General features: G+C 67.9%; 23 protein-coding genes, 1 tRNA gene and 1 riboswitch. Of the genes, 10 read left to right on the forward strand and 14 right to left on the reverse strand.

What is annotated here, in order from left to right; translation table 11 throughout:
* Window positions 1–4: 4 nt before the first annotated feature.
* Window positions 5–1,069: a class II fructose-bisphosphate aldolase gene (gene fba / locus J2126_RS05510; protein WP_209484705.1), complete on the forward strand. Its 1,065-nt coding sequence runs from the start codon at window positions 5–7 to the stop codon at window positions 1,067–1,069.
* 233 nt (window positions 1,070–1,302) lie between these two features.
* Window positions 1,303–1,995 (forward strand): ribulose-phosphate 3-epimerase, encoded by a 693-nt coding sequence (gene rpe / locus J2126_RS05515; RefSeq protein WP_209484707.1) that lies wholly within the window; start codon window positions 1,303–1,305, stop codon window positions 1,993–1,995.
* Between the two features lie 69 nt (window positions 1,996–2,064).
* Here rpe and cysW read toward each other — a convergent pair whose 3' ends face one another.
* From cysW to J2126_RS05530, 3 genes are all read right to left on the reverse strand, one after another.
* Window positions 2,065–2,937, reverse strand: a complete 873-nt coding sequence (gene cysW / locus J2126_RS05520; RefSeq protein ID WP_209484709.1) for a sulfate ABC transporter permease subunit CysW — start codon at window positions 2,935–2,937, stop codon at window positions 2,065–2,067.
* Complete coding sequence (gene cysT / locus J2126_RS05525; protein WP_209484711.1) at window positions 2,937–3,803, reverse strand: sulfate ABC transporter permease subunit CysT; 867 nt, start codon at window positions 3,801–3,803, stop codon at window positions 2,937–2,939. The genes cysW and cysT overlap by 1 nt, the downstream gene beginning before the upstream one ends.
* Before the next feature lie 188 nt (window positions 3,804–3,991).
* Entirely contained in the window at window positions 3,992–4,345 is a 354-nt protein-coding gene (locus J2126_RS05530; protein ID WP_245327219.1) for a hypothetical protein, read from the reverse strand.
* Window positions 4,346–4,589: 244 nt separating this feature from the next.
* On the opposite strand from J2126_RS05530, the gene J2126_RS05535 reads away from it, so the two are divergent.
* Window positions 4,590–5,624 carry an aspartate-semialdehyde dehydrogenase gene (locus tag J2126_RS05535; protein WP_209484713.1) on the forward strand — a complete coding sequence of 345 codons (1,035 nt, stop codon included), beginning with the start codon at window positions 4,590–4,592 and terminating at the stop codon, window positions 5,622–5,624.
* A 61-nt stretch (window positions 5,625–5,685) separates the two neighbouring features.
* Here J2126_RS05535 and J2126_RS05540 read toward each other — a convergent pair whose 3' ends face one another.
* Entirely contained in the window at window positions 5,686–6,573 is an 888-nt protein-coding gene (locus J2126_RS05540) for a DMT family transporter (protein WP_209484715.1), read from the reverse strand.
* 191 nt (window positions 6,574–6,764) lie between these two features.
* Between J2126_RS05540 and J2126_RS05545 the strand changes: the two genes are divergently transcribed.
* The 6 genes from J2126_RS05545 to J2126_RS05570 all read left to right on the forward strand — a co-directional run bounded on the left by J2126_RS05545 (window position 6,765) and on the right by J2126_RS05570 (window position 10,871).
* Window positions 6,765–6,977 (forward strand): Trm112 family protein, encoded by a 213-nt coding sequence (locus J2126_RS05545; protein WP_168460022.1) that lies wholly within the window; start codon window positions 6,765–6,767, stop codon window positions 6,975–6,977.
* Window positions 6,978–7,038: 61 nt separating this feature from the next.
* Window positions 7,039–7,138, forward strand: a riboswitch (TPP riboswitch).
* Window positions 7,127–8,332: a glycine oxidase ThiO gene (thiO, locus tag J2126_RS05550; protein WP_209484717.1), complete on the forward strand. Its 1,206-nt coding sequence runs from the start codon at window positions 7,127–7,129 to the stop codon at window positions 8,330–8,332. Its footprint overlaps the riboswitch before it by 12 nt.
* A gap of 5 nt (window positions 8,333–8,337) precedes the next feature.
* Entirely contained in the window at window positions 8,338–8,544 is a 207-nt protein-coding gene (gene thiS, locus J2126_RS05555) for a sulfur carrier protein ThiS (RefSeq protein ID WP_209484719.1), read from the forward strand.
* Window positions 8,545–8,597: 53 nt separating this feature from the next.
* Window positions 8,598–9,389: a thiazole synthase gene (locus J2126_RS05560; RefSeq protein ID WP_209484721.1), complete on the forward strand. Its 792-nt coding sequence runs from the start codon at window positions 8,598–8,600 to the stop codon at window positions 9,387–9,389.
* Between the two features lie 37 nt (window positions 9,390–9,426).
* Window positions 9,427–10,026 carry a thiamine phosphate synthase gene (locus J2126_RS05565; RefSeq protein WP_348634392.1) on the forward strand — a complete coding sequence of 200 codons (600 nt, stop codon included), beginning with the start codon at window positions 9,427–9,429 and terminating at the stop codon, window positions 10,024–10,026.
* A gap of 92 nt (window positions 10,027–10,118) precedes the next feature.
* Window positions 10,119–10,871 carry a carbonic anhydrase gene (locus J2126_RS05570; RefSeq protein WP_209484723.1) on the forward strand — a complete coding sequence of 251 codons (753 nt, stop codon included), beginning with the start codon at window positions 10,119–10,121 and terminating at the stop codon, window positions 10,869–10,871.
* A gap of 119 nt (window positions 10,872–10,990) precedes the next feature.
* On the opposite strand, the gene J2126_RS05575 is transcribed toward J2126_RS05570, so the two are convergent.
* The 5 genes from J2126_RS05575 to J2126_RS05595 form a co-directional block, all read right to left on the reverse strand.
* A complete protein-coding gene (locus tag J2126_RS05575) occupies window positions 10,991–11,395 on the reverse strand; it encodes a hypothetical protein (protein WP_209484725.1) in 405 nt (134 codons plus the stop codon).
* A gap of 160 nt (window positions 11,396–11,555) precedes the next feature.
* Complete coding sequence (rpsA, locus tag J2126_RS05580; protein ID WP_209484727.1) at window positions 11,556–13,277, reverse strand: 30S ribosomal protein S1; 1,722 nt, start codon at window positions 13,275–13,277, stop codon at window positions 11,556–11,558.
* Window positions 13,278–13,618: 341 nt separating this feature from the next.
* Window positions 13,619–14,143: a universal stress protein gene (locus J2126_RS05585; protein WP_209484729.1), complete on the reverse strand. Its 525-nt coding sequence runs from the start codon at window positions 14,141–14,143 to the stop codon at window positions 13,619–13,621.
* Window positions 14,144–14,237: 94 nt separating this feature from the next.
* The gene (locus J2126_RS05590) at window positions 14,238–15,800 is read right to left on the reverse strand and encodes a M48 family metalloprotease (protein ID WP_209484731.1); all 1,563 of its coding nucleotides are present in this window, start codon (window positions 15,798–15,800) and stop codon (window positions 14,238–14,240) included.
* Between the two features lie 8 nt (window positions 15,801–15,808).
* Window positions 15,809–16,522, reverse strand: coding sequence for a hypothetical protein (locus tag J2126_RS05595; protein WP_209484733.1), 714 nt, complete (start codon window positions 16,520–16,522; stop codon window positions 15,809–15,811).
* A 410-nt stretch (window positions 16,523–16,932) separates the two neighbouring features.
* Here J2126_RS05595 and J2126_RS05600 point away from each other — a divergent pair.
* Window positions 16,933–17,009: transfer RNA gene (locus tag J2126_RS05600), tRNA-Arg, on the forward strand.
* A 50-nt stretch (window positions 17,010–17,059) separates the two neighbouring features.
* Here J2126_RS05600 and coaA read toward each other — a convergent pair.
* From coaA to hisH, 5 genes are all read right to left on the reverse strand, one after another.
* Window positions 17,060–18,031: a type I pantothenate kinase gene (coaA, locus tag J2126_RS05605; RefSeq protein ID WP_209484735.1), complete on the reverse strand. Its 972-nt coding sequence runs from the start codon at window positions 18,029–18,031 to the stop codon at window positions 17,060–17,062.
* Window positions 18,032–18,047: 16 nt separating this feature from the next.
* Window positions 18,048–18,374: a phosphoribosyl-ATP diphosphatase gene (locus J2126_RS05610; protein ID WP_209484737.1), complete on the reverse strand. Its 327-nt coding sequence runs from the start codon at window positions 18,372–18,374 to the stop codon at window positions 18,048–18,050.
* Between the two features lie 134 nt (window positions 18,375–18,508).
* On the reverse strand, window positions 18,509–19,282 hold the full coding sequence (gene hisF / locus J2126_RS05615; protein WP_209484739.1) for an imidazole glycerol phosphate synthase subunit HisF: 774 nt from the start codon (window positions 19,280–19,282) through the stop codon (window positions 18,509–18,511).
* Window positions 19,283–19,289: 7 nt separating this feature from the next.
* On the reverse strand, window positions 19,290–20,027 hold the full coding sequence (gene hisA / locus J2126_RS05620; RefSeq protein ID WP_209484741.1) for a 1-(5-phosphoribosyl)-5-[(5-phosphoribosylamino)methylideneamino]imidazole-4-carboxamide isomerase: 738 nt from the start codon (window positions 20,025–20,027) through the stop codon (window positions 19,290–19,292).
* Window positions 20,015–20,614 carry an imidazole glycerol phosphate synthase subunit HisH gene (hisH, locus tag J2126_RS05625; RefSeq protein ID WP_245327709.1) on the reverse strand — a complete coding sequence of 200 codons (600 nt, stop codon included), beginning with the start codon at window positions 20,612–20,614 and terminating at the stop codon, window positions 20,015–20,017. Before hisH ends, hisA begins: the two co-directional genes overlap by 13 nt.
* Window positions 20,615–20,641 lie beyond the last annotated feature (27 nt).

Below are 20,641 nucleotides of genomic sequence, written 5' to 3' on the forward strand. Positions count from 1 at the left end.
GACAATGGCCCTCGTTTCCATGCGCCAGCTGCTCGACCATGCGGCGGAGCATTCCTACGGACTGCCAGCCTTCAACGTGAACAACATGGAGCAGGTGAAGGCGATCATGGATGCGGCCCGCGCCACGTCCTCGCCGGTCATCCTGCAAGGCTCGGCCGGCGCCCGCAAATATGCCGGCGAGCCCTTCCTGCGCCATCTCATCGCCGCCGCCGTGGAGGCCTATCCCGAAATCCCGGTGGTGATGCACCAGGACCACGGCGCCTCCCCCGCCGTCTGCATGGGCGCCATCAAGTCCGGCTTCTCCTCGGTGATGATGGACGGCTCGCTCAAGGAAGACGGCAAGACCCCGGCGGACTACGACTACAACGTCTCCGTCACCGCCAAGGTGGTGGAACTGGCCCATGCGGTGGGCGTGTCGGTGGAAGGCGAGCTTGGCTGCCTCGGCTCGCTGGAGACCGGCAAGGGCGAGGCCGAGGACGGCCATGGCGCCGAGGAGGCCCTCGACCATTCCCGCCTGCTGACCGATCCGGACGAGGCCGCGCAGTTCGTGAAGGCCACCCAGTGCGATGCGCTGGCCATCGCCATCGGCACCTCCCACGGCGCCTACAAATTCACCCGCAAGCCCACCGGCGACATCCTCGCCATCGACCGCATCAAGGCCATCCACCAGCGCATCCCCACCACCCATCTGGTGATGCACGGCTCGTCCTCGGTGCCGCAGGAGCTGCTTGAGGAAATCCGCACCTATGGCGGCGACATCAAGGAGACCTACGGCGTGCCGGTGGAGGAGATCCAGGAAGGCATCCGCTACGGCGTGCGCAAGGTGAACATCGACACCGACATCCGCCTCGCCATGACCGCCGCCATCCGCCGCGTCGGCGCCAAGAACAAGAGCGAGTTCGACCCGCGCAAGTTCATGGCCGCCGCCATGGACGAGGCGAAGAAGGTCTGCATCGCCCGCTTCGAGGCCTTCGGCTCCGCCGGCAAGGCGGAAAAGGTGCGCCCCATCGAGCTGGACGACATGGCCAGGCGCTACGCATCCGGCGAACTCGCGCAAGTGGTGCATTGAACGGGTGCATTGAGCGGACGGCTGGCGCCCACGCGGCGCCGTGCCTATAGAGTGCCTGAGGCGGCCATGGCCGCCTCTTTCCCCGGACAAGCCACAGCGAAGCTGGAGCGCTGATCCGGGATCCATGGAAGGATCCTGCGCAGCAGGCTCTTTTCAGGGACGGTCATGAAGGGAGCCGACTTCGGCGCAGTCTTGTGCCGGACCCCGGCTCTCCAGACGTTGAGGAGATTGCCATGGCCCGCGCCTATCCCATCATCGCCCCGTCCATCCTCTCGGCGGACTTCACCCGCCTCGGCGCCGAGGTGGATGCGGTGCTCGAGGGCGGTGCCGAGTGGATCCATTTCGACGTGATGGACAACCATTACGTCCCCAACCTCACCATCGGCCCGCTGATCCTCCAGTCCCTGCGCAAGGCGACGAAGGCGTTCGTGGACGTCCACCTCATGGTGAAGCCGGTGGACGGCATGATCGAGGCCTTCGCGAGCGCGGGCGCCGACCTCATCTCCTTCCACCCCGAAGCCTCCGAGCATGTGGACCGCTCGCTCCAGCTCATCCGCTCAAAGGGCGTGAAGGCCGGCCTGGTGCTGAACCCGGCCACCCCCCTCTCGGTGCTGGACTACACGCTGGAGCAGCTCGACCTCGTGCTGGTCATGTCGGTGAATCCCGGCTTCGGCGGGCAGGCCTTCATCCCCTCGGCGCTGGACAAGCTCAAGGCCATCCGGGAGCGCATCGACGCCTCCGGCCGCGACATCCGCCTGGAGATCGACGGCGGGGTGAAGGTGGACAATATCGGCTCCATCGCCGCGGCGGGCGCGGACACCTTCGTCGCCGGCAGCGCCATCTATGGCGCGAAGGACTATGCCGCGACCATCGCAGCCATGAAGCGCGAAATCGCCGCCGCGACCGGCACCGCTGCGGCGGCGTGAGGCTATCTCAAGCGGCGCGACTCCTGAGCGAAGACGCTCGGCACCGGTCGAAGACCGCAGCCGAGCCGATCAATGCCCCGGCCGGCGCGGCGCGATGATCTCGCCCCGTGCCCGTTCCGCCCGCTCGATCAGGTATTTTGCCACCAGCGTGAACAGTGCCACGCCGGCGAGCACGGTTGCGGCTGCGAAGGCCGCGACCGTGTGGCTGTCCTGATAGAGCAGCTCGATCTGCAGCGGCAGGGTCGAGGTCTGGCCCCGGATGTTGCCGGAGACGATGGAGACGGCGCCGAACTCGCCCATCACCCGTGCATTGCACAGGGCCGCGCCATAGAGCAGCGCGAACTTCACGTTGGGCAGGGTGACGAGCCGCAGCACGTCAAAGCCCGAGGCGCCCAGGCTCACCGCCGCTTCCTCCTCGTCGCGCCCCTGCGCCATCATCAGCGGCACCAGCTCGCGCAGCACGAAGGGCGCGGTGACGAACAGGCTGGCGAGGATGATGGCCGGCACCGCGAACATGATCTTGATGTCGTGCGCCTGCAGGAACGGCCCGAACAGCCCCTGCGCTCCATAGACGAAGAGATAGGCGACGCCCGCCACGATGGGCGAGATGGAGAAGGGCAGCTCCGCCAGCGCAAGCAGCAGGTTGCGGCCGCGGAAGGAGAATTTCGTCACCGCCCAGGCCGCCGCGATTCCGAAGGCGGTGTTGAGCGGCACGCAGATGATGGCGGCGAGCAGCGTCAGCCCCACCGCGTGCAGCGTATCGGGCCGGGCGAGCGCTTCGAGATAGGCCGGGAGGCCGCGCGCGAAGGCCTCGGCGAAGATGACCGCCAGCGGCGCGATCAGCGCCAGCGCAGTGGTCGCCAGCACCAATGTGAGAATCACCGAGCGGGTTGCCGTGCCGTCGCCGACGCGCAGGCGGTGGCGGTTGACGGGATACGCCATCAGGCATCCCCCATCGCGAACTTCTGGTGCCACGCCTGCACGGCGTTGACGATCAGCAGCATGAGGAAGGCGAGGCCAAGCATGGTGACGGCGATGGCCGCCGCGGCGGCATAGTCATATTCCTCCAGCCGGATGAAGGTGAGCAGCGCCACGATCTCGGTGCGGAACGGCTGGTTGCCGGCGATGAACACCACCGCGCCGAACTCGCCCAAAGAGCGGGCGAAGGCCAGCGACGTGCCGGCGAGGAAGGCCGGGAAGATCGCGGGGAAGATGATGCGGCGGAAGATGGTGAGGTCGCTCGCGCCAAGCGTGGCTCCCGCCTCCTCCAGCTCCGGCTCCATGTCCTCCAGCACCGGCTGCACCGTGCGCACGACGAAAGGGATGGAGGTGAAGGCCATGGCGCAGACGATGCCGGCCGGAGCGTAAGCCACCTGAATGCCCCACTGCGCCAGCGGCGCGCCGAACCAGCCGTTCTTGGCGAACAGCGCCGTCAGCGCGAGGCCAGCCACCGCCGTGGGCAAGGCGAAGGGCACGTCGACCATGGCATCAAGCAGGCGCTTGCCGGGAAACTCGTAGCGCACCAGCACCCAGGCGAGGGCAAGGCCATAGACCGCGTTGAACAGCGCCGCCAGCGCCGCCGTGGTCAGCGTCACCTGGAAGGAGGCGAGCGTGCGCGGCGAGGTGATGATGGCGATGTAGCGCTCGAAGCCCACATCCGCCGCCTTCAGCAGCAGCGCGCCGATGGGCAGGAGCACGATGAGGCCGAGATAGAGCAGCGTGAGGCCGAGCGAGAGCCGCAGGCCCGGAATGACGCTTCGGCGCGACTGGCGGCTCAGCATCGGCAGCGCGAAGCGGGGGCGGGGCATGGGCTCTTAGGGGGCATCTTGCGCTGTAGGGTCGGGCCGACGTCGCGGCATACGGCCGTTATGGCGCGCATGGGCGGAAATGTCATGCTTGGCCGGGATAAAAATTAAACACCGCGAAATCGCTGTGATTTCACGCCACAAAAAAGGGCCGCGAGGCGGCCCCTTCCGTCTTCTTCGGTTGCCTTGGCTCAAAACCCCGGCAGGTCGAAGGCGCCCGGCAGCGGCCAGCGCAGGCCGGTGATGGGGCCGGGCCCAGCGGCGGTGGGTCCATAGGTCGGGTAGAAGTAGCCGGGCGAAAGCGCGTAGTCGAGATAGGACTTGGAGCCGGGCTTCACCACGGTTCCGGCGTCGAGATACGAGCGGCGCTCGACGACGATACGATTGCGCTTCTTCACCGTCTGCGCCTCGGCGCTGTCGGCGGAAGCGATGGAGAAGGCGCCCGTGGTCGCCGCGATGGCCGCGACCGCCAGCGACACCGAGAGCGCCGTCTTCAGGCCCGTGCGGGCAAGAGAAGCGAAGGCGGTGAACGAAGCGAAACCCATGGCATCCTCCCAGATCGGCGCAGGGCCGACCTTGACTGGATTAATAGACGTTTGTCCCCTGCGCAAGGAAACCCGCCTCCTCGGCGCCATGTTCCCGCCGTCTCGCGGCCGGCGCGTGGCGTTCACGCAACAGTCGCTTGCGCCGATGGCATGGCTGATCGCGAATCTTCGATTTGCAAGGCTAGGGGGTTCGGCCTAAAAGCACGGTCTTCGGCCGCATGGGCCGATACATCCGAGGAACATCATGGGTTACAAGGTCGCCGTCGTCGGCGCCACTGGCAACGTGGGCCGGGAGATTCTCTCGATCCTCGACGAGCGGGGCTTCCCCGCGGACGAGGTCGTTGCGCTCGCTTCGCGAAAGTCGCAGGGCGTGGAAGTCTCTTACGGCGACAAAACCCTGAAGGTGAAGGCGCTCGAGACCTACGACTTCTCCGACACCGACATCTGCCTGATGTCGGCCGGCGGGGCCGTGTCCAAGGAATGGTCGCCGAAGATCGGCGCGCAGGGCTGCGTCGTCATCGACAATTCCTCACAGTGGCGCATGGACCCGGACGTGCCGCTGATCGTTCCCGAGGTGAATGCGGACGCCATCGTCGGCTTCTCCAAGAAGAACATCATCGCCAATCCGAACTGCTCCACGGCGCAGCTCGTGGTCGCGCTGAAGCCGCTGCATGATGCCGCGACCATCAAGCGCGTGGTGGTCTCCACCTACCAGTCCGTCTCCGGCGCCGGCAAGGACGGCATGGACGAGCTGTTCTCCCAGACGCGGGCCATCTTCGTCTCCGATCCGGTGGAGCCGAAGAAGTTTCCGAAGCGCATCGCCTTCAACCTCATCCCGCAGATCGACGTCTTCATGGACGACGGTTACACCAAGGAAGAGTGGAAGATGGTGGCCGAGACCAAGAAGATTCTCGACCCCAAGATCAAGCTCACGGCCACCTGTGTCCGCGTGCCGGTCTTCATCTCCCACTCCGAGGCGGTGAACGTGGAGTTCGAGAAGGAGCTTTCGGCCGACGACGCGCGCAAGATCCTGCGCGAGGCGCCGGGCATCCTCGTCATCGACACCCGTGAGCCGGGCGGCTACGCCACCCCCCACGAGGCCGCCGGCGAGGACGCGACCTACATCTCGCGCCTGCGCGACGACCCGACCGTGGACAACGGCATCGCCTTCTGGTGCGTGTCGGACAATCTGCGCAAGGGCGCCGCGCTGAACGCGGTGCAGATTGCCGAGGTTCTGGTGAACCGCAAGCTCATCACCGCCCGTTCCAAGGCGGCGTGAGCGTTTCAACACTTTGAGAGTGACGGACGGCCCGCTTCGGCGGGCCGTTTGCTTTTGGGGGTCAGCGCGGCCGGGAGCGCGTGCGCTGCGCCACGGCCACCACCAGCGCCACGCCGGCGGCGAAGGCGATGGTCTCGGCGTCCGGCACCTCGCCATTGATCGGCCAGGCGAGGCCCACCGTCACGAAGGTTTGCAGCAACTGCATCTGCCCGACGCGGGCGATGCCGCCTGTGGCGAGACCGGCGTTCCAGAAAAAGAAGCCGATGAGCTGGCTGAACAGGCCAAGATAGACCAGCGCCGCCCAGGAGGCGCCCGCAACGTCCCCCGCCCCGCCCCATGGAAAGGTGAGGAGCGCGAGCGGCAGCGTCACCGGCAGGCAGAGGATCAGCATGAAGGCGATCACCTCCCACCCCGACATGGTGCGCGCGAGGCCACCCGAGACGGCATAGCCGATGGCGCAGGCGATGACGCCGAGGAAGAGCAGGCTGTCGCCCATCCCCAGCGCGCCGCCCGCGCCGTTGCGCAAGGCGAAGGCCACCACCAGCCCCGCGCCCACCGCACTCGCGGCGAACAGGCCGAGGCCCGGGCGCTCCCCGGCCAGCAGCATGGCGGCGATCGCCGTACACAGGGGCAAAAGGCCGAGGACGATGCCGCCATGGGCCGCCGGCACCGTCTGGGTGGCGACGCCGATGGCCAGCGGGAACACGAAAATCAGGCACGCGGAGGAGACAGCGAGGCGCCACAGCACCGCGCGCTGGCCGAACGGCCACGGCCGGCGCATCACCAGCACCAGCCCCAGCGCCGCGAAACCTGCGAGGGCCGCGCGGCCGAAGCTGATGAAGGAGGGGCTGAAATCGTGCAGGGCAAACCGCGTGAGCGGCAGCGTCGCGCCGAACATCACCACCGCGACGAAGCCGAGAAGAAGCCCTATGGCCAGACGTCGATCCATGCGGCTCCCGGCGCTGTTCAGGGCCGCTTCATTAGGACGTGTGCAGCTGAAAAGACAGCGAAACCGCTTGATATGACCATCAGGAACCGTGATGGCGCGAAAAACGCAGGTGAAAGGCGGCACCGTCGCCGCTATGGTGGCGCGCCGCCGAACCCGTGCCATCCCAGCGCGCGGCCCTGAAGAGCGAGAACATGATCCAGTCCCAGCGTCCCGGCCATGACGTCGACCCCAAGCTGCTCGAAATCCTGGTCTGCCCCCTCACCAAGGGGCCGTTGGAATATGATCGCGAGCGCCAGGAGCTGGTCTCCCGCGCAGCGCGCCTCGCCTATCCCATCCGGGACGGCATCCCGATCATGCTCGCCGACGAGGCCCGCCAGCTGGACGAGAGCGAACTCAACCGCTGAGGTCCGGGCCATTCCCGGCGCCCCGCCCCTTGCAGTTCTGCGGCCGGCGTGAGTAAATAACAGATACGGCCTGGGGTGCCGCGCATCATGCGCGGCTGAGATTATACCCATCGAACCTGTCTGGATCATGCCAGCGTAGGGAGATGCCGATGAGCGAGAGCTTGTCGCAGTTTGTTTCCGCACCATCGTCGCAAGCCGGCTCCGGATCGGCAGGCAAGGTGAAGCCCCGTGTGGCGATCGTTGGCGGCGGCGTCATCGGCCTCGCCCTCGCATGGCGCCTCGCGGACGCCGGCTGCCCGGTGGACCTGTTCGATGCCGGCGAGACCGGGCAAGGCGCGAGCCGCGCCGCCGCCGGCATGCTCGCCGCCTGCGCCGAGGCCGAGCCGGGCGAGGAAGGCCTGCTCCCCCTCACCCGCGCCAGCCAGACCCTTTGGCCCGCCTTCGCCGCGGAGCTGGAGCGCATCTCCGGCGAGCCGGTGGACCTGCGCACCGAAGGCACGATCACCATCGCCCTCACGGCGGATGACCTCGCCAAGCTGCGCCACCTCTTCGCCTTCCAGCAGGGGCTGGGCCTGCCCGTCCAGTGGCTCAGCGCCGCCGAGGTCCGCCGACGCGAGCCCTATCTGGCGCCACGCCTCGCCGGCGGCGTGCTGAGCCCGCAGGACCACCAAGTCGACAACCGCAAGGTGGCGGCCGCGCTGAAGATCGCCGCCCTCAAGGCTGGCGCGAGGCTCCACGAACACACCCCGGTCAGCCGGGTGGAGACGGCCGGCGGCCGCGCCACCGGCGTCGTCACGGGCGAGACGCACCATGCCGCCGACGTGGTGGTGCTCGCGGCCGGCGCCTGGAGCCGGGGCGTGGACATCACCCCGGCGACGCCGCTGCCGGTGCGCCCCATCAAGGGCCAGATGCTCTCCCTGCGCATGGACCCGGCCGCGCCCATCCTCTCCCATGTCCTGTGGGCACCGGGCTCCTACCTCGTGCCTCGGCGCGACGGACGTCTCATCATCGGCGCCACCACCGAGGAGAAGGGGTTCGACACGGACCTGACGGCCGGCGGCCAGCTGGCGCTGCTCACCCATGCGTGGCGGGCGCTGCCGACGCTGGAGGAATTGAGCATCGTCGAGCAATGGGTCGGCTTCCGCCCCGGTAGCCGGGACGACGCGCCCATCCTCGGCCCGAGCCCGGAGGTGGACGGCCTCGTCTACGCCACCGGCCACCACCGCAACGGCATCCTGCTGCTGCCGGTGACCACGCAGGTGATCGCCGACCACATCCTCGGCGGCACAATGGCGGATGTCGCCCTGCCCTTCGGCGCGGAGCGCTTCGGCCCGCCGCGCGCGGCGGCGGAGTGAGCACCATGCTGGCCCTGAAGGTGAACGGCGCCGAGGAGGCCCATCCCGTGGCCACCGTCGCCGACCTGCTCGTCGCCAAAGGGCTGGAGCCGGAGCGCAAGGGCATCGCGGTGGCGGTGAACGGCGCGGTGGTGCCCCGCCGCACCTGGACCGAGGCGCGCCTTTCCGCAGGCGACGCCGTTGAGATCATCGAGGCCAAGCAGGGCGGTTGAGCCCCGGCCCAACAAAACAGGGCGCTCCTGAATGGGCGCCGGGAAGAAGCACCATGAGCGCGTTCCAGACTCCCAACGCCGATCCCCTCGTCATCGCCGGACGCACCTTCTCGTCACGGCTGTTCCTGGGCACGGCGGGCTATCCCAACCAGAAGGTGTTCCTTGATGCGCTCGCCGCCTCGGGCAGCGAGATGGCGACGGCCTCCATCCGCCGCATCAGCCTCGCCGGCTATGAGGAGAGCCTGACGGACCTGCTCACTGGCCGCGTCCACATCCTGCCCAACACCGCCGGCTGCCAGACAGCGAAGGACGCGGTGCTCACCGCCGAGCTCGCCCGCGAGGCGCTGGAGACGGACTGGGTGAAGCTGGAGGTCATCGGCGACCGCGAGCTGCTCTATCCCAATGTGGAGGAACTGCTGAAGGCGACGGAAGAGCTGGTCTCGCGCGGCTTCGTCGTACTGCCCTATTGCAACGACGATCCGGTCACCTGCCAGAAGCTGGCCGATCTCGGCGCCGCCACCGTGATGCCGCTGGGCTCCATGATCGGCACCGGCCTCGGCATCGCCAACCCGCACATGATCGAGCTGATCTGCGCCCGCTCCCCGGTGCCGGTGGTGCTGGATGCGGGCATCGGCACCGCCTCCGATGCGGCGCTGGCCATGGAACTGGGCTGCGCCGCCGTGCTGCTCAACACCGCCGTCTCCAAGGCGCTTGATCCGGTGCGCATGGCCACCGCCTTCCGCCACGCGGTGGAGGGCGGCCGCCTCGCCCGCCTCGCGGGGCGCATTCCGCGCAAGCTTCACGCCGAAGCCTCCAGCCCCGAATTCGGCCTCGTCGGGAGCTGACCCGCTGACCCGCCTGCCATCGCCGCCGCTGCTGCTCATCACCGACCGCACGTTGGCGCGCGGCGATCTGGCGGACGTGGTAGGCGCGGCCTGCGCCGGCGGCGTTCGGTGGATCAGCCTGCGTGAGAAGGATCTTCCCAAAGCGGAACAGATCGCGCTTGTCGCCCGCCTGCGCATCGTCACCGCGCCATGGGGCGCGCGCCTGACGCTCCACGGGACACCGGAGCTGGCGCGCGCAGCTGGCGCCGACGGCGTGCACCTGTCCGGCGGTGGGGATGCTGCGGCGGCCCGGGCGCTGCTCGGCCCCGACGCGCTGGTGGGCCTCTCCGCCCACAGCCTCGCCGAAGCCGCTGTGGCTGCGCCAGGCGTCCTCGACTACCTCACCGCCAGCCCGGTTTTCCCTACCACCTCCAAGCCGGGGCACGGCCCGGCTCTAGGCGTGGCCGGCCTTGGAGCCTTTGCCCGCACTTCGTCGGTGCCGGTGATCGCCCTCGCGGGCATCGACGCGGATACCCTGCCGATCTGCTTCCGGGCTGGCGCGAAAGGCGTCGCCGTCATGGGCGGCATCATGCGTGCGGAAGACCCCGCGGCGATCGTCGCGACCCTCCTCGCAGGGATTCCCCCACACGCCATCTGATCCAATTCGGAGCGGACTCAGCTTTGGCGCGCACCCGCCACTTTGATAAGCCTCACCATGGCGGATCGCTGCCAGATCAAGGGGGGAAATCCATGACCATAAATCGACGCACGCTGCTTGCGGGCTTGGTTGCCTGTCCCGTTTGCGCCACTGCCGCACGCGCCTCCGAGGGCGCGCACTGGACGTACGAAGGCCATGGCGGCCCGCAGGAATGGGGTTCGCTGGAGAAAGGCTTTTCCGCCTGTTCGGTCGGCACCCAGCAGTCGCCCATTAATCTTGAAGGCGCGGTGAAAGCCGAGAGCGCCGGCCCCATGCTCGCGTGGAAACCGTTCGCCTACAAGGTGGTGAACAATGGCCACACCATTCAGGCCGACGTGACCGGGGACGGCGGCACCGCCACCCTCGGCGGCAAGACCTATGCGCTGAAGCAGTTCCACTTCCATGCGCCGAGCGAGCATGCCGTGGACGGCAAGCGCAGCGCCATGGAAGCGCATTTCGTCCATGCGGCGCCCGAGGGCGGGCTTCTGGTGGCGGGCGTCTTCATGGTGCCCGGCACGGCCAATGCCGCTCTCTCCACCATCATGGCGGCGGCGCCGCGCGCGGCCGGAGACAAGACGCTGGCCGCCCCGCTCAATCCGGCTGGCTTTCTGCCATCGGCCCGCGGCACATATCGCTACGAGGGGTCGCTGACCACCCCGCCCTGCTCTGAAATCGTGGACTGGAACGTGTTCGCGGCGCCCATCGAAGTGGCGCAGGCGGATATCGACGCCTTCCGCGCCATCTTCCCCATGAACGCCCGCCCGCTGCAGGCGGTGAACCGACGTTTCCTTCTGCGCCTCAACTGAGACGAAGCAGGGGACGGGAGGCGCCGCGATGGGGGGCGCCCCACGTCTTTCCATCGGGGAAGGACGCCGCGCCCTCCCCGACTCCCTCACGCTCGCGTCAGGCGCGCGTCAGCCCCGCGTCACTTGGCGATGAGCAGAATGAGCTGCTGGCCGGCGGGGGCATCCAGCTCCGCTTCGGTCAACTTGCCGTCCTTGTTGGCATCGGCATCGTTGAAGCGCTTGCGGACGATGATGAGCCACTCGTCCAGCTCCAGCGTCTTGTCACCGTCCTTGTTGAACTGCGCCCAGTCCTCGTCGGACAGCCGGCCCTTGGTCTCGGCGGCCTCCAGGGTCTTGTCCTTGTCGGGATTGATGGCCTTGAACACCTTGGTCCCGAGGTCGATGGCCTCGACGATCTCGACGGTGCTGTCCTTGTCCTTGTTGTACTTGCGAAGGAATTCCTTGCCGGTGAGGGCGAAGGCCGACCCCGTGGCAGCGAGCGAGACCGCGGCGACGACGCCGAGGGAAATCATCCTGCGCTTCATGGCAAAACCTCCCGATTTTTGACAGCAAGACTGGGATACGTCCGCACCGATCCCGGCACAAGAACGCCGGGCGGCGTCCGAATGGCGCACGGGTTGAAAAAAGGGCCGGTGCAATGCACCGGCCCTTCGTTCTTTCAGACGATCCGATCGCGCGTGGCGATCAGTCCTCCTTCTCGACCTCGTCGACGGTGGCATCGGCGGCGCGCTGCTTCAGCGCGGCACCCAGGATATCGCCGAGCGAAGCGCCCGAATCCTGCGAGCCGAACTGGGCCACGGCCTCACGCTCTTCCGCGATTTCCATCGCCTTGATGGAGACCTGCACCTTGCGCGCCTTGCGGTCGAACAGGGTGACGCGGGCGTCGAGCTTGTCGCCGACCGAGAAGCGCTCGGGGCGCTGGTCGTTGCGGTCACGAGCGAGCTCGGAGCGCTTGATGAAGGCGGACAGATCGGTGCCGGTGAGCTTCACCTCGATGCCGCCGTCCTTCACGTCGGAGACTTCGCAGGTCACGACCGCGCCCTTCTTCACCTCGCCCGCGTCGGCGAAGGGATCGCCGGCCAGCTGCTTGATGCCGAGGGAGATGCGCTCCTTCTCGACGTCCACGTCGAGCACCACGGCCTTCACCATGTCGCTCTTGCGGTATTCGTCGATCACCTGCTCGCCCGGACGGTTCCAGTCGAGGTCGGAGAGATGGACCATGCCGTCCACATCGCCGTCGAGGCCGAGGAACAGGCCGAACTCGGTCTTGTTCTTGACCTCGCCTTCCACCACGGCGCCGGGCGCATACTTCTCGGCGAAGGCCTCCCAGGGGTTCTGGAGGGTCTGCTTGAGGCCGAGGGAGATGCGGCGCTTGGCCGAATCCACTTCCAGCACCTGAACCTCGACCTCCTGGGAGGTGGAGACGATCTTGCCAGGGTGGACGTTCTTCTTGGTCCACGACATCTCGGAGACGTGGATGAGGCCCTCGATGCCGGGCTCCAGCTCCACGAACGCGCCGTAGTCGGTGATGTTGGTGACGCGACCCTTGAAGCGGGCCTCCACCGGATACTTGGCCTCGATGCCCTCCCAGGGATCGCCCAGGAGCTGCTTCATGCCGAGCGAGATGCGGTGGGTCTCGTGGTTGATCTTGATGATCTTGACCTTCACCGTCTGGCCGATGTTGAGCACCTCGGTCGGGTGGTTCACGCGGCGCCAGGCGATGTCGGTGACATGCAGCAGGCCGTCGATGCCGCCGAGATCAACGAACGCACCGTAATCGGTGATGTTCTTGACCACACCGTCGATGGCCTGACCCTCTTCGAGGTTCTGCACCAGCTCGTGGCGCTGCTCGGCGCGGGTCTCTTCCAGCACGGTGCGGCGGGAGACGACGATGTTGCCGCGGCGACGATCCATCTTGAGGATCTGGAAAGGCTGCTGGTTGTGCATCAGCGGGCCGACGTCGCGGATCGGGCGGATGTCCACCTGGGAGCGCGGCAGGAAGGCCACGGCGCCGTCGAGATCGACGGTGAAGCCGCCCTTCACCTGGTTGAAGATCACGCCGAAGACCTTCTCGTTGGCCGTGAAGGCCTTCTCGAGCTTGACCCAGCTCTCCTCGCGGCGCGCCTTGTCGCGCGAGAGGACGGCTTCGCCCATGGCGTTCTCGACGCGCTCGAGATAGACCTCGACCTCGTCACCCACCTTGATGGCGTTCTCGCGGCCGGGGCCGGCGAACTCGCGCAGGGCCACGCGCCCTTCCGTCTTCAGGCCGATATCGATGATCGCCAGATCCTTCTCGATGGCGACCACGATGCCCTTGACCACCGAACCTTCATTGGTGTCGGCACGGCCGAAGCTCTCGTCGAGCAGGGCGGCAAAATCCTCACGGGTGGTTTCTACGGCGGACATTCACGCTCCAGACTTGCTGCGCCGGCATCTCGTGTTGCGAGGCCCGAACCGCTCGGATGTCCGCCATTCAAGAAATGACGAACGGCCGCCGCAAAAGCGGCGGGCCGGCGCGAAGGCCGGGCGGCACGGGCGATGAATTGGATGTCGCTACGCGCTCACAGAAAGCCAGGGCGGGCTGCCTCCAACGATCAGGACCCGCGTATACCGCCGGTCCCTGCCCGCCCGGGCGGCTCCCCGCTTGGGGAGCGCGGCCACGAACGGGGCTCACATAGTGCAAAAACCCCTCTGGCGCAAGGCCGCGGGCCAGTGTCCCAAGCGCGGGCGGTACGCCGGGAGGCGGCTCAGCGCCCCGGCGCCAGGAAGGCGGGGCTGGGCTCGGGCCATTCCGCGCTACCGGCTGGCTTGGCCTGGACGGCGGGGGCCATCTCCTCCCGCACCACCAGCACCGGTATGCCGGAGTGCGTGAGCACCTTCGTCGTTTCGCTGCCCAGCACCACGGCCGAAAGCCCCCTGCGGCCGTGGGAGGCCATCACGATGAGATCGCAGCCCTCGGCCTCTGCGGTGGCGATGATGCCGTGGAAGGGCTGGTCGTCCTCCACATGCACCTGCTTGGCCTCGATCCCCGCCGCGCTGGCGGAAGCGGCGGCGCGGGAGAGCACGGCTTCGGCCTTTCGCCCGCTCTGGCGCCGGTATTCGGCCTCCGTGTCGGCGATCTGGTCGGCCTCGGTGCTGAAAAGGTGGAAGCGCTCGCTGGCGGTGACGATCACGAGGCCGGCGTGAAGCGCGGCGGCGAGCGCGACGGCGTGGGACACCGCGAGATCGGACAGGGCCGATCCATCGGTGGCGACGAGGATTTTCTTGTACATGGGCTCCCTCCCGAACGGGAGCTCGATCATAGCAGCGGGGGACAATGAAACCGCTTGCGCGCCATCAATTCGCCGGGAGCGGGGAGAATGCCCGTCAGTCGGCGATGATCTTGACCTTCTCGCCATACTTCAGCCGGGCGTTCGCATCGAGCCCGTTCAGGATGAGGAACCGCTCCACCGGGCGGTCGGGCACCTGCATCTTGCCGGCCATCTTCTCCACCGTATCGCCGAGGCCCACCTGGACGATGCGCACGCGCAGCGGCTTCACCGTATCCGCCTCGCCGGAGGAGACGCGGCGGAAGGTGTCGGCGGCCGCGCGGAACTGCCGGTCCAGCTCCGGCGTCAGCTCGCGGGCGGCGAAGATCAGGCGGTAGACATCCGAGCCGAAGCGGATGGCGAACATGCGGAACGACCACTGGTCCCCCCGCGCCACCGCCGTCGCGGCGCTGAAGCCGTTCACCGTGAGCGATTCGACGGTGTTGATCTCCACCCCGTCGATCCAGCCGGACGAGAGATATTGCGCCAGCGACTGGTCGCCGGGAATGCGGACGGCATCGAGCCTGAGCGCCTCGCGGCCGGTCTGGGTCGCGCCGAGCACCGCCTGGGAGGTGTTTTCCAGCGAGAAGCCTTCCGGCGCGGAGAAGGTGAAGCCGAGCTTGGGGTGCAGGAACCTGCGGCCGCGGACGAAGCCTTCCTTGGGATCGTCGCCGTAGACCATGCCGTTGATGACGTTGAAATAGGCGCTGCGGTCCCGCTCGCCGTCGGACGGGCCGGCCGCCGGCGCATACTGGCGGGCATTGGCGATGGCGATGGAGATGCGCTCGGGCGTCGCCGGGTGGGACGACAGGAAGTCCATGTCCGGCGTGCTGGAGGACGATCCCGAGATGGCCGTGCTCTTCATCTCCGAATAGCGGCCCATGTCGGTGAGGAAGCGCGAGGCGCCATAGGGATCGAAGCCGGCGCGCGCGGCGATGCCGACGCCGATGGCATCCGCCTCCAGCTCCTGCCCGCGATTGAACGAGGCGAGCGTGCGCCGGCTCTTCTGCATGGCAAGGGCGCCGAGATCCGGGTCGTTCACCACGTCCGAGATGACGCGGCTCACCAGCACCGCCTGCTTCACCTGGTCCTCGCGAATGGTGGCGTGGCGAGCGATGACATGGGCCATCTCGTGCGCCAGCACGGAGGACAGCTCGGACGTGTCGTTGGCCAGCGCCAGCAGGCCGCGCGTCACGTAGAGCGAGCCGTCCGGAAGGGCAAAGGCGTTGATGGCCGGCGAATTCAGCACGGTGACGCGATACTTCAGGTCCGGCCGCTCGGAAGCCGCGACGAGGCGCTCCACCACCTTCTGGATGAGCGCCTTCAGCTCGGGATCGTCATAGGCACCGCCGTAGCTCGCAACGAGCTTTTCATGCTCGCGCCGCTGCGAGGGCGACATGTCGGCGAATTCGGACGCCGGGCTGGTGGAGGCGAGCGGCACGCTCACCTGATCAAGGTCGATACCCGTGCATCCAGTGAGCCACAGCGGGAAGGCGACGGCGGCGCAGGCGAGCAGCGTACGAAGGCCTGATCGCGGGGCGTGCGCGTGCGCAGGCGCTTCCGCCCGAACCCGCCTCGCCGCACCCTGGCCTCTCAGCGCCTCACGCACCCAGCACCTCATTCATCCGTTCACCGCTCCCGGTGCCTCGACGGCAGCGCCTGCGTATCGGGCGCGGGATCGACCCTGCCCTCGATGCGCAGCACCTCGCCCCGCCGCCGCGGCGCCATGGCCGGCCCGCCTTCATCGCGGACGACCCCCCTTACCTGGATAAGGGAACCGCGCAAAATGGCAGGATCGAGCCTATCGCCCAAGATTGTGGCGAAATCCTCCCTCGCCAGCATGACAGTGAAATCTTGCTTCCACCTTGCCCCGAAATTCAGAAAAATCCGGTCGCGCCCGCCGGCGGCAAGGACCTTGCCTTCCGCAACGGAAAACAGGCCGAGCCGTTCCTCCATGGCCTGTTCATCGCCGGCTTGAGCAATCGCCGTGGCAAGGCTCCAGATGCCCCGGCGCGCGCCGCGCGCCTGCGCTTCGGCATCAAGGCGGCGCGCGGCGCAGGTGGTATCGCCATCCGCCGTCGCATAGCCGGCGCCCGCCCGAATGAGCGCCGTTGCGAGATCCTCCCGCCACCCCTCCCCCGCCGCCGGGCACACGAGCCCCGCGGGGCCGACGAGCCGGCCGTGGCGGTCGGGCGCAGCGGCGGCCGGCGCGATTGCGCAGCCATCAAGCACCGAAGCAACGGCCGCCCTCGCGAGCGCGAGCATCCGCCGGTCGGGCCAGAGGCGCGTCGGCAAGGCGATGCCTTCGGGGACAAGGCTTTTTCCATCCGCGAGGGAGAGCACCCCGGCGTCACTCCAGCGGGCAACGCTGCCGGCCGCATCCGCCGGGTCTCCGGCACAGTCTGGAACACTTGCGGCGATCGGCGCGCCGCTCCGCTGGGGTGAGCGGGCAAAAGCCGGGGAGACGTTCGCGAGAATAAACCCCACCGCGAGAGCAAGACCCGCGAGACCGGCAAACGCCCGCCATGCCCCGCGCAATGCATGCATGTCGTGCGTAAGGACTGCGCGCTGTGGTGGATTGCCCCGCGTCATGCGACGACGATAGCGGCAACCCGCCCCTCAATTGAAGACAGGACCGATCAACTGTCCTTACCCCGCATTTCGCACCACCCCAGCCGTCCCCGCGCCGCACTGGGGAAAGCCGCCTTCCCGCCCCTTCCCTCCCGGCGTGCCGCGTTTTAGAAGGGGGGCATGTCCCGGTAGCTCAGCAGGATAGAGCAGCGGTTTCCTAAACCGCAGGTCAGGGGTTCGAATCCCTTCCGGGACACCATTTACATTATAAATCAAAGACTTACACAAGGGTTCGCCACAGCGAGCAGCCTACAGCCGCCGGAGGCTCACCTCAGCCACCTCGTGGCGGCCGGCCTTGCGCAGGATGAGGTCGGCGCGCTGGCGGGTGGGCAGGATGTTTTCCTGCAGGTTCAAGAGATTGATCCGCCGCCAGATGGAGAGCGCGGTCGCCTGCGCTTCCTCCTCGGACAGCTGCGAGTAGCGGTGGAAGTAGGACAGGGGATCGGTGAAGGCGGTTTCGCGCAGGCGCATGAAGCGCTCCACGTACCAGCGCTCGATCACGTCCTCGTCGCCGTCGATATAGACCGAGAAGTCGAAGAAGTCGGAGACGAAGGGGATGGCCTTGCCGTCCTTCGGCGGACGGGTGGTCTGCAGCACGTTCAGCCCCTCGACGATGAGGATGTCCGGGCGGTCGATCTCCACATACTGGTCCGGCATCACGTCGTAGAAGAAATGCGAGTAGAGCGGCGCGCGCACCGGCCGGCGGCCGGCCTTGATGTCGGTGAGGAAGCGCAGCAGCAAGGCGACGTCGTAGCTCTCCGGAAAGCCCTTCTTCTCCATCAGCCCCTCGCGCTCGAGGATGGCGTTGGGCAGAAGGAAGCCGTCGGTGGTCACGAGGTCCACCTTGGGCGTGTTGGGCCAGCGGGCGAGCAGCGCCTGCAGCACGCGGGCGGTGGTGGATTTGCCCACCGCCACCGAGCCGGCGACACCGATGATGTAGGGCATCTTCTCCTCGCCATGGGCATCGCCCTCGCGATGGTCGAGGAAGTGGCTCATGGCGCGATAGAGCTTCTGCGTCGCCGCCACATAGAGCGACAGCAGGCGCGAGAGCGGGAGGTAGATCTCCTCCACCTCCTTCATGGAGAGGCGGACGCCGAGGCCTTCCAGCCGCGCGATCTCGTCCGGCCGCAGCGTCATGGGCGTGTCGCGGCGCAGCTTCGCCCACTCCTCACGCGAGAAGGAGCGATACGGGGAGAGGCCGGGATCGAGGGGCCGGTCCATGGTCGCGATGTCTCTGTCAGGCCTGAGGACGGGCGGCTTTTTCGGCGAGGCCGGACTGGGCGGTCCTGCGCGCAAGCTCGGCATGGATGTCGGCGAGCGCGATCCCGCGCGCCTTCAGCACCACCATGAGGTGGTAGAGGAGATCGCTCGCCTCGCCCACGAGATCCTTTTCGCTGCCGGAGACGGCGGCGATCACCGTCTCCACCGCCTCCTCGCCCAGCTTCTGGGCGCATTTGGCGACACCCTTGTCGAGCAGGGAGCGAGTGTAGGAGGCGCCGGCGTCCGCCGAGGCCCGCGCCGCGACGATGGCTTCGAGATCGGCGAGGGAGAAGCTGTCGCTCATCGGGTCGGCCCCACAAAAAGGGTCAGGAACGAAGGCACTGAAGCATTTTCAGCGACATGGGGCGCGGTTCGCATCAAGAAAATGCGAAAAACGGGTTAAACGGAAGCGCTGCTTTAGCAGTGCCCCCGCGAAGCTCAGTCGAGCCGTACCGGAAGACCGGCCTCGGCCAGCCGGTCCTTGGCCTCGCGCACCGTGAAGGTGCCGAAATGGAAGATGGATGCCGCGAGCACCGCCGAGGCGCCGCCGTCACGGATGCCCTCCACCAGATGGTCGAGGATGCCGACGCCGCCGGAGGCGATGACAGGAACGTGCACCGCATCCGCAACCGCACGGGTCAGCGCGCAGTCGAAGCCCCGGCCGGTGCCGTCGCGATCCATGGAGGTCAGCAGGATTTCCCCGGCGCCGAGGTCCACCACCTCGCGGGCATACTGGATGGCGTCGAGGCCGGTGGGGTTGCGCCCGCCATGGGTGAAGATCTCCCAGCGGTCCGCCTCGCCCGGCTGCGACACCTTCTTGGCGTCGATGGCGACGACGATGCACTGCTCGCCGAACTTCTCCGCCGCCTCGCCCACGAAGGCGCGGCGGTTCACGGCGGCGGTGTTGATGGAGACCTTGTCCGCCCCGGCGTGCAGCAACGTGCGCACGTCGTCCACCGTGCGGACGCCGCCGCCCACGGTGAGGGGCATGAAGCACTGCTCGGCGGTGCGGCGCACCACGTCGAGGATGGTGCCGCGGTTCTCGTGGCTGGCGGTGATGTCGAGGAAGGTGAGTTCGTCGGCCCCGGCGGCGTCATAGGCGCGCGCGGCTTCCACCGGGTCACCGGCGTCGCGCAGGTCCACGAACTGGACGCCCTTCACCACGCGGCCGTCCTTCACGTCGAGGCAGGGGATGACGCGGACCTTCAGCATGGCGCACCTACCGTCCCGCCACCAGCGCGAGGGCCTCGCGCGGGTCCAGCCGGCCGTCATAAAGGGCGCGGCCGGTGATGGCGCCTTCGAGCTTCTTCGCGGCAGGGGTGAGCAATCCCTCGATGTCGGCGAGGGAGGCGAGGCCGCCGGAGGCGATCACAGGCAGCGAGACGGCCTCGGCCAGCGCGATGGTGGCCTCAAGGTTGAGCCCCTTCAGCAGGCCGTCGCGGGCGATGTCGGTGTAGATGATGGCGGCGACGCCGGCATCCTCGAAGCGCCGGGCGATGTCCACGGCGGCAAGCTCGGACGTTTCCGCCCAGCCTTCCACGGCGACGTTCCCGTCGCGGGCGTCGAGGCCCACCACGATGCGTCCGGGATGGGCTTTCGCCGCCGCCTTCACGAAGTCCGGGTCGCGCACCGCCGCGGTGCCGAGGATGACGCGAGTGACGCCCTTCTCCAGCCAGCCTTCCACCGTGCGCATGTCGCGGATGCCGCCGCCGAGCTGCACCGGGATGGAGACCGTCTCCAGGATGCGGTCCACCGCCGCCGCGTTCACCGGCTTGCCGGCGAAGGCGCCGTCCAGGTCCACCAGATGGAGATAGCGGAAGCCGAGGCTCTCGAATTCGGCCGCCTGGGCGGCCGGGTCGCGGTTGAACACGGTGGCCCGCGCCATGTCGCCCTGTTCGAGGCGCACGGCGAGGCCGTCCTTGAGATCGATGGCCGGAAAGAGGATCACGGATGCCACTTCAGGAAATTGGCGAGGAGCGCGAGGCCGAGGGTCTGGCTCTTCTCGGGATGGAACTGGGTGCCGGCCACATTCTCCCGCGCCACCGCGGCGGTGATGGTGCCGCCGTAATCGGTGGTGGCGAGGAGGTCGATGCCGTCCGCCGGCTTGAGGTGATAGGAATGGACGAAATAGGCGTGAAGGCCGGACGCACCGGTGGGAATGCCGGCCAGCAGCGGGTGCTCGCGCGCGACTTCCAGCGTGTTCCAGCCCATGTGCGGGATCTTGAGGGTCGGATCGTTGGGGGTGATGCGGTCCACCTCGCCGCGGATCCAGCCGAGGCCCTGCGTAACGCCATGCTCCAGCCCGCGCTCGGCGAGGAGCTGGAGCCCCACGCAGATGCCGAGGAAGGGACGCCCCCTGCCCTTCACCGCCTCGGTCATGGCCTCCACCATCCCGGGAACGGCATCGAGGCCGGCCCGGCAGTCGGCGAAGGCGCCGACGCCCGGCAGCACGACGCGGTCGGCGGTGCGCACCACATCCGGATCACTGGTGACGACGACGCTCTGCCCCAGGTCGTGGGCGAGGCTCTGCGCCGCGCGCTCCATGGCCTTGGCGGCGGAGTGCAGGTTACC

It is taken from the genome of Xanthobacter flavus (assembly GCF_017875275.1).
In the GTDB taxonomy this organism is placed as follows: Bacteria; Pseudomonadota; Alphaproteobacteria; order Rhizobiales; family Xanthobacteraceae; genus Xanthobacter; species Xanthobacter flavus_A.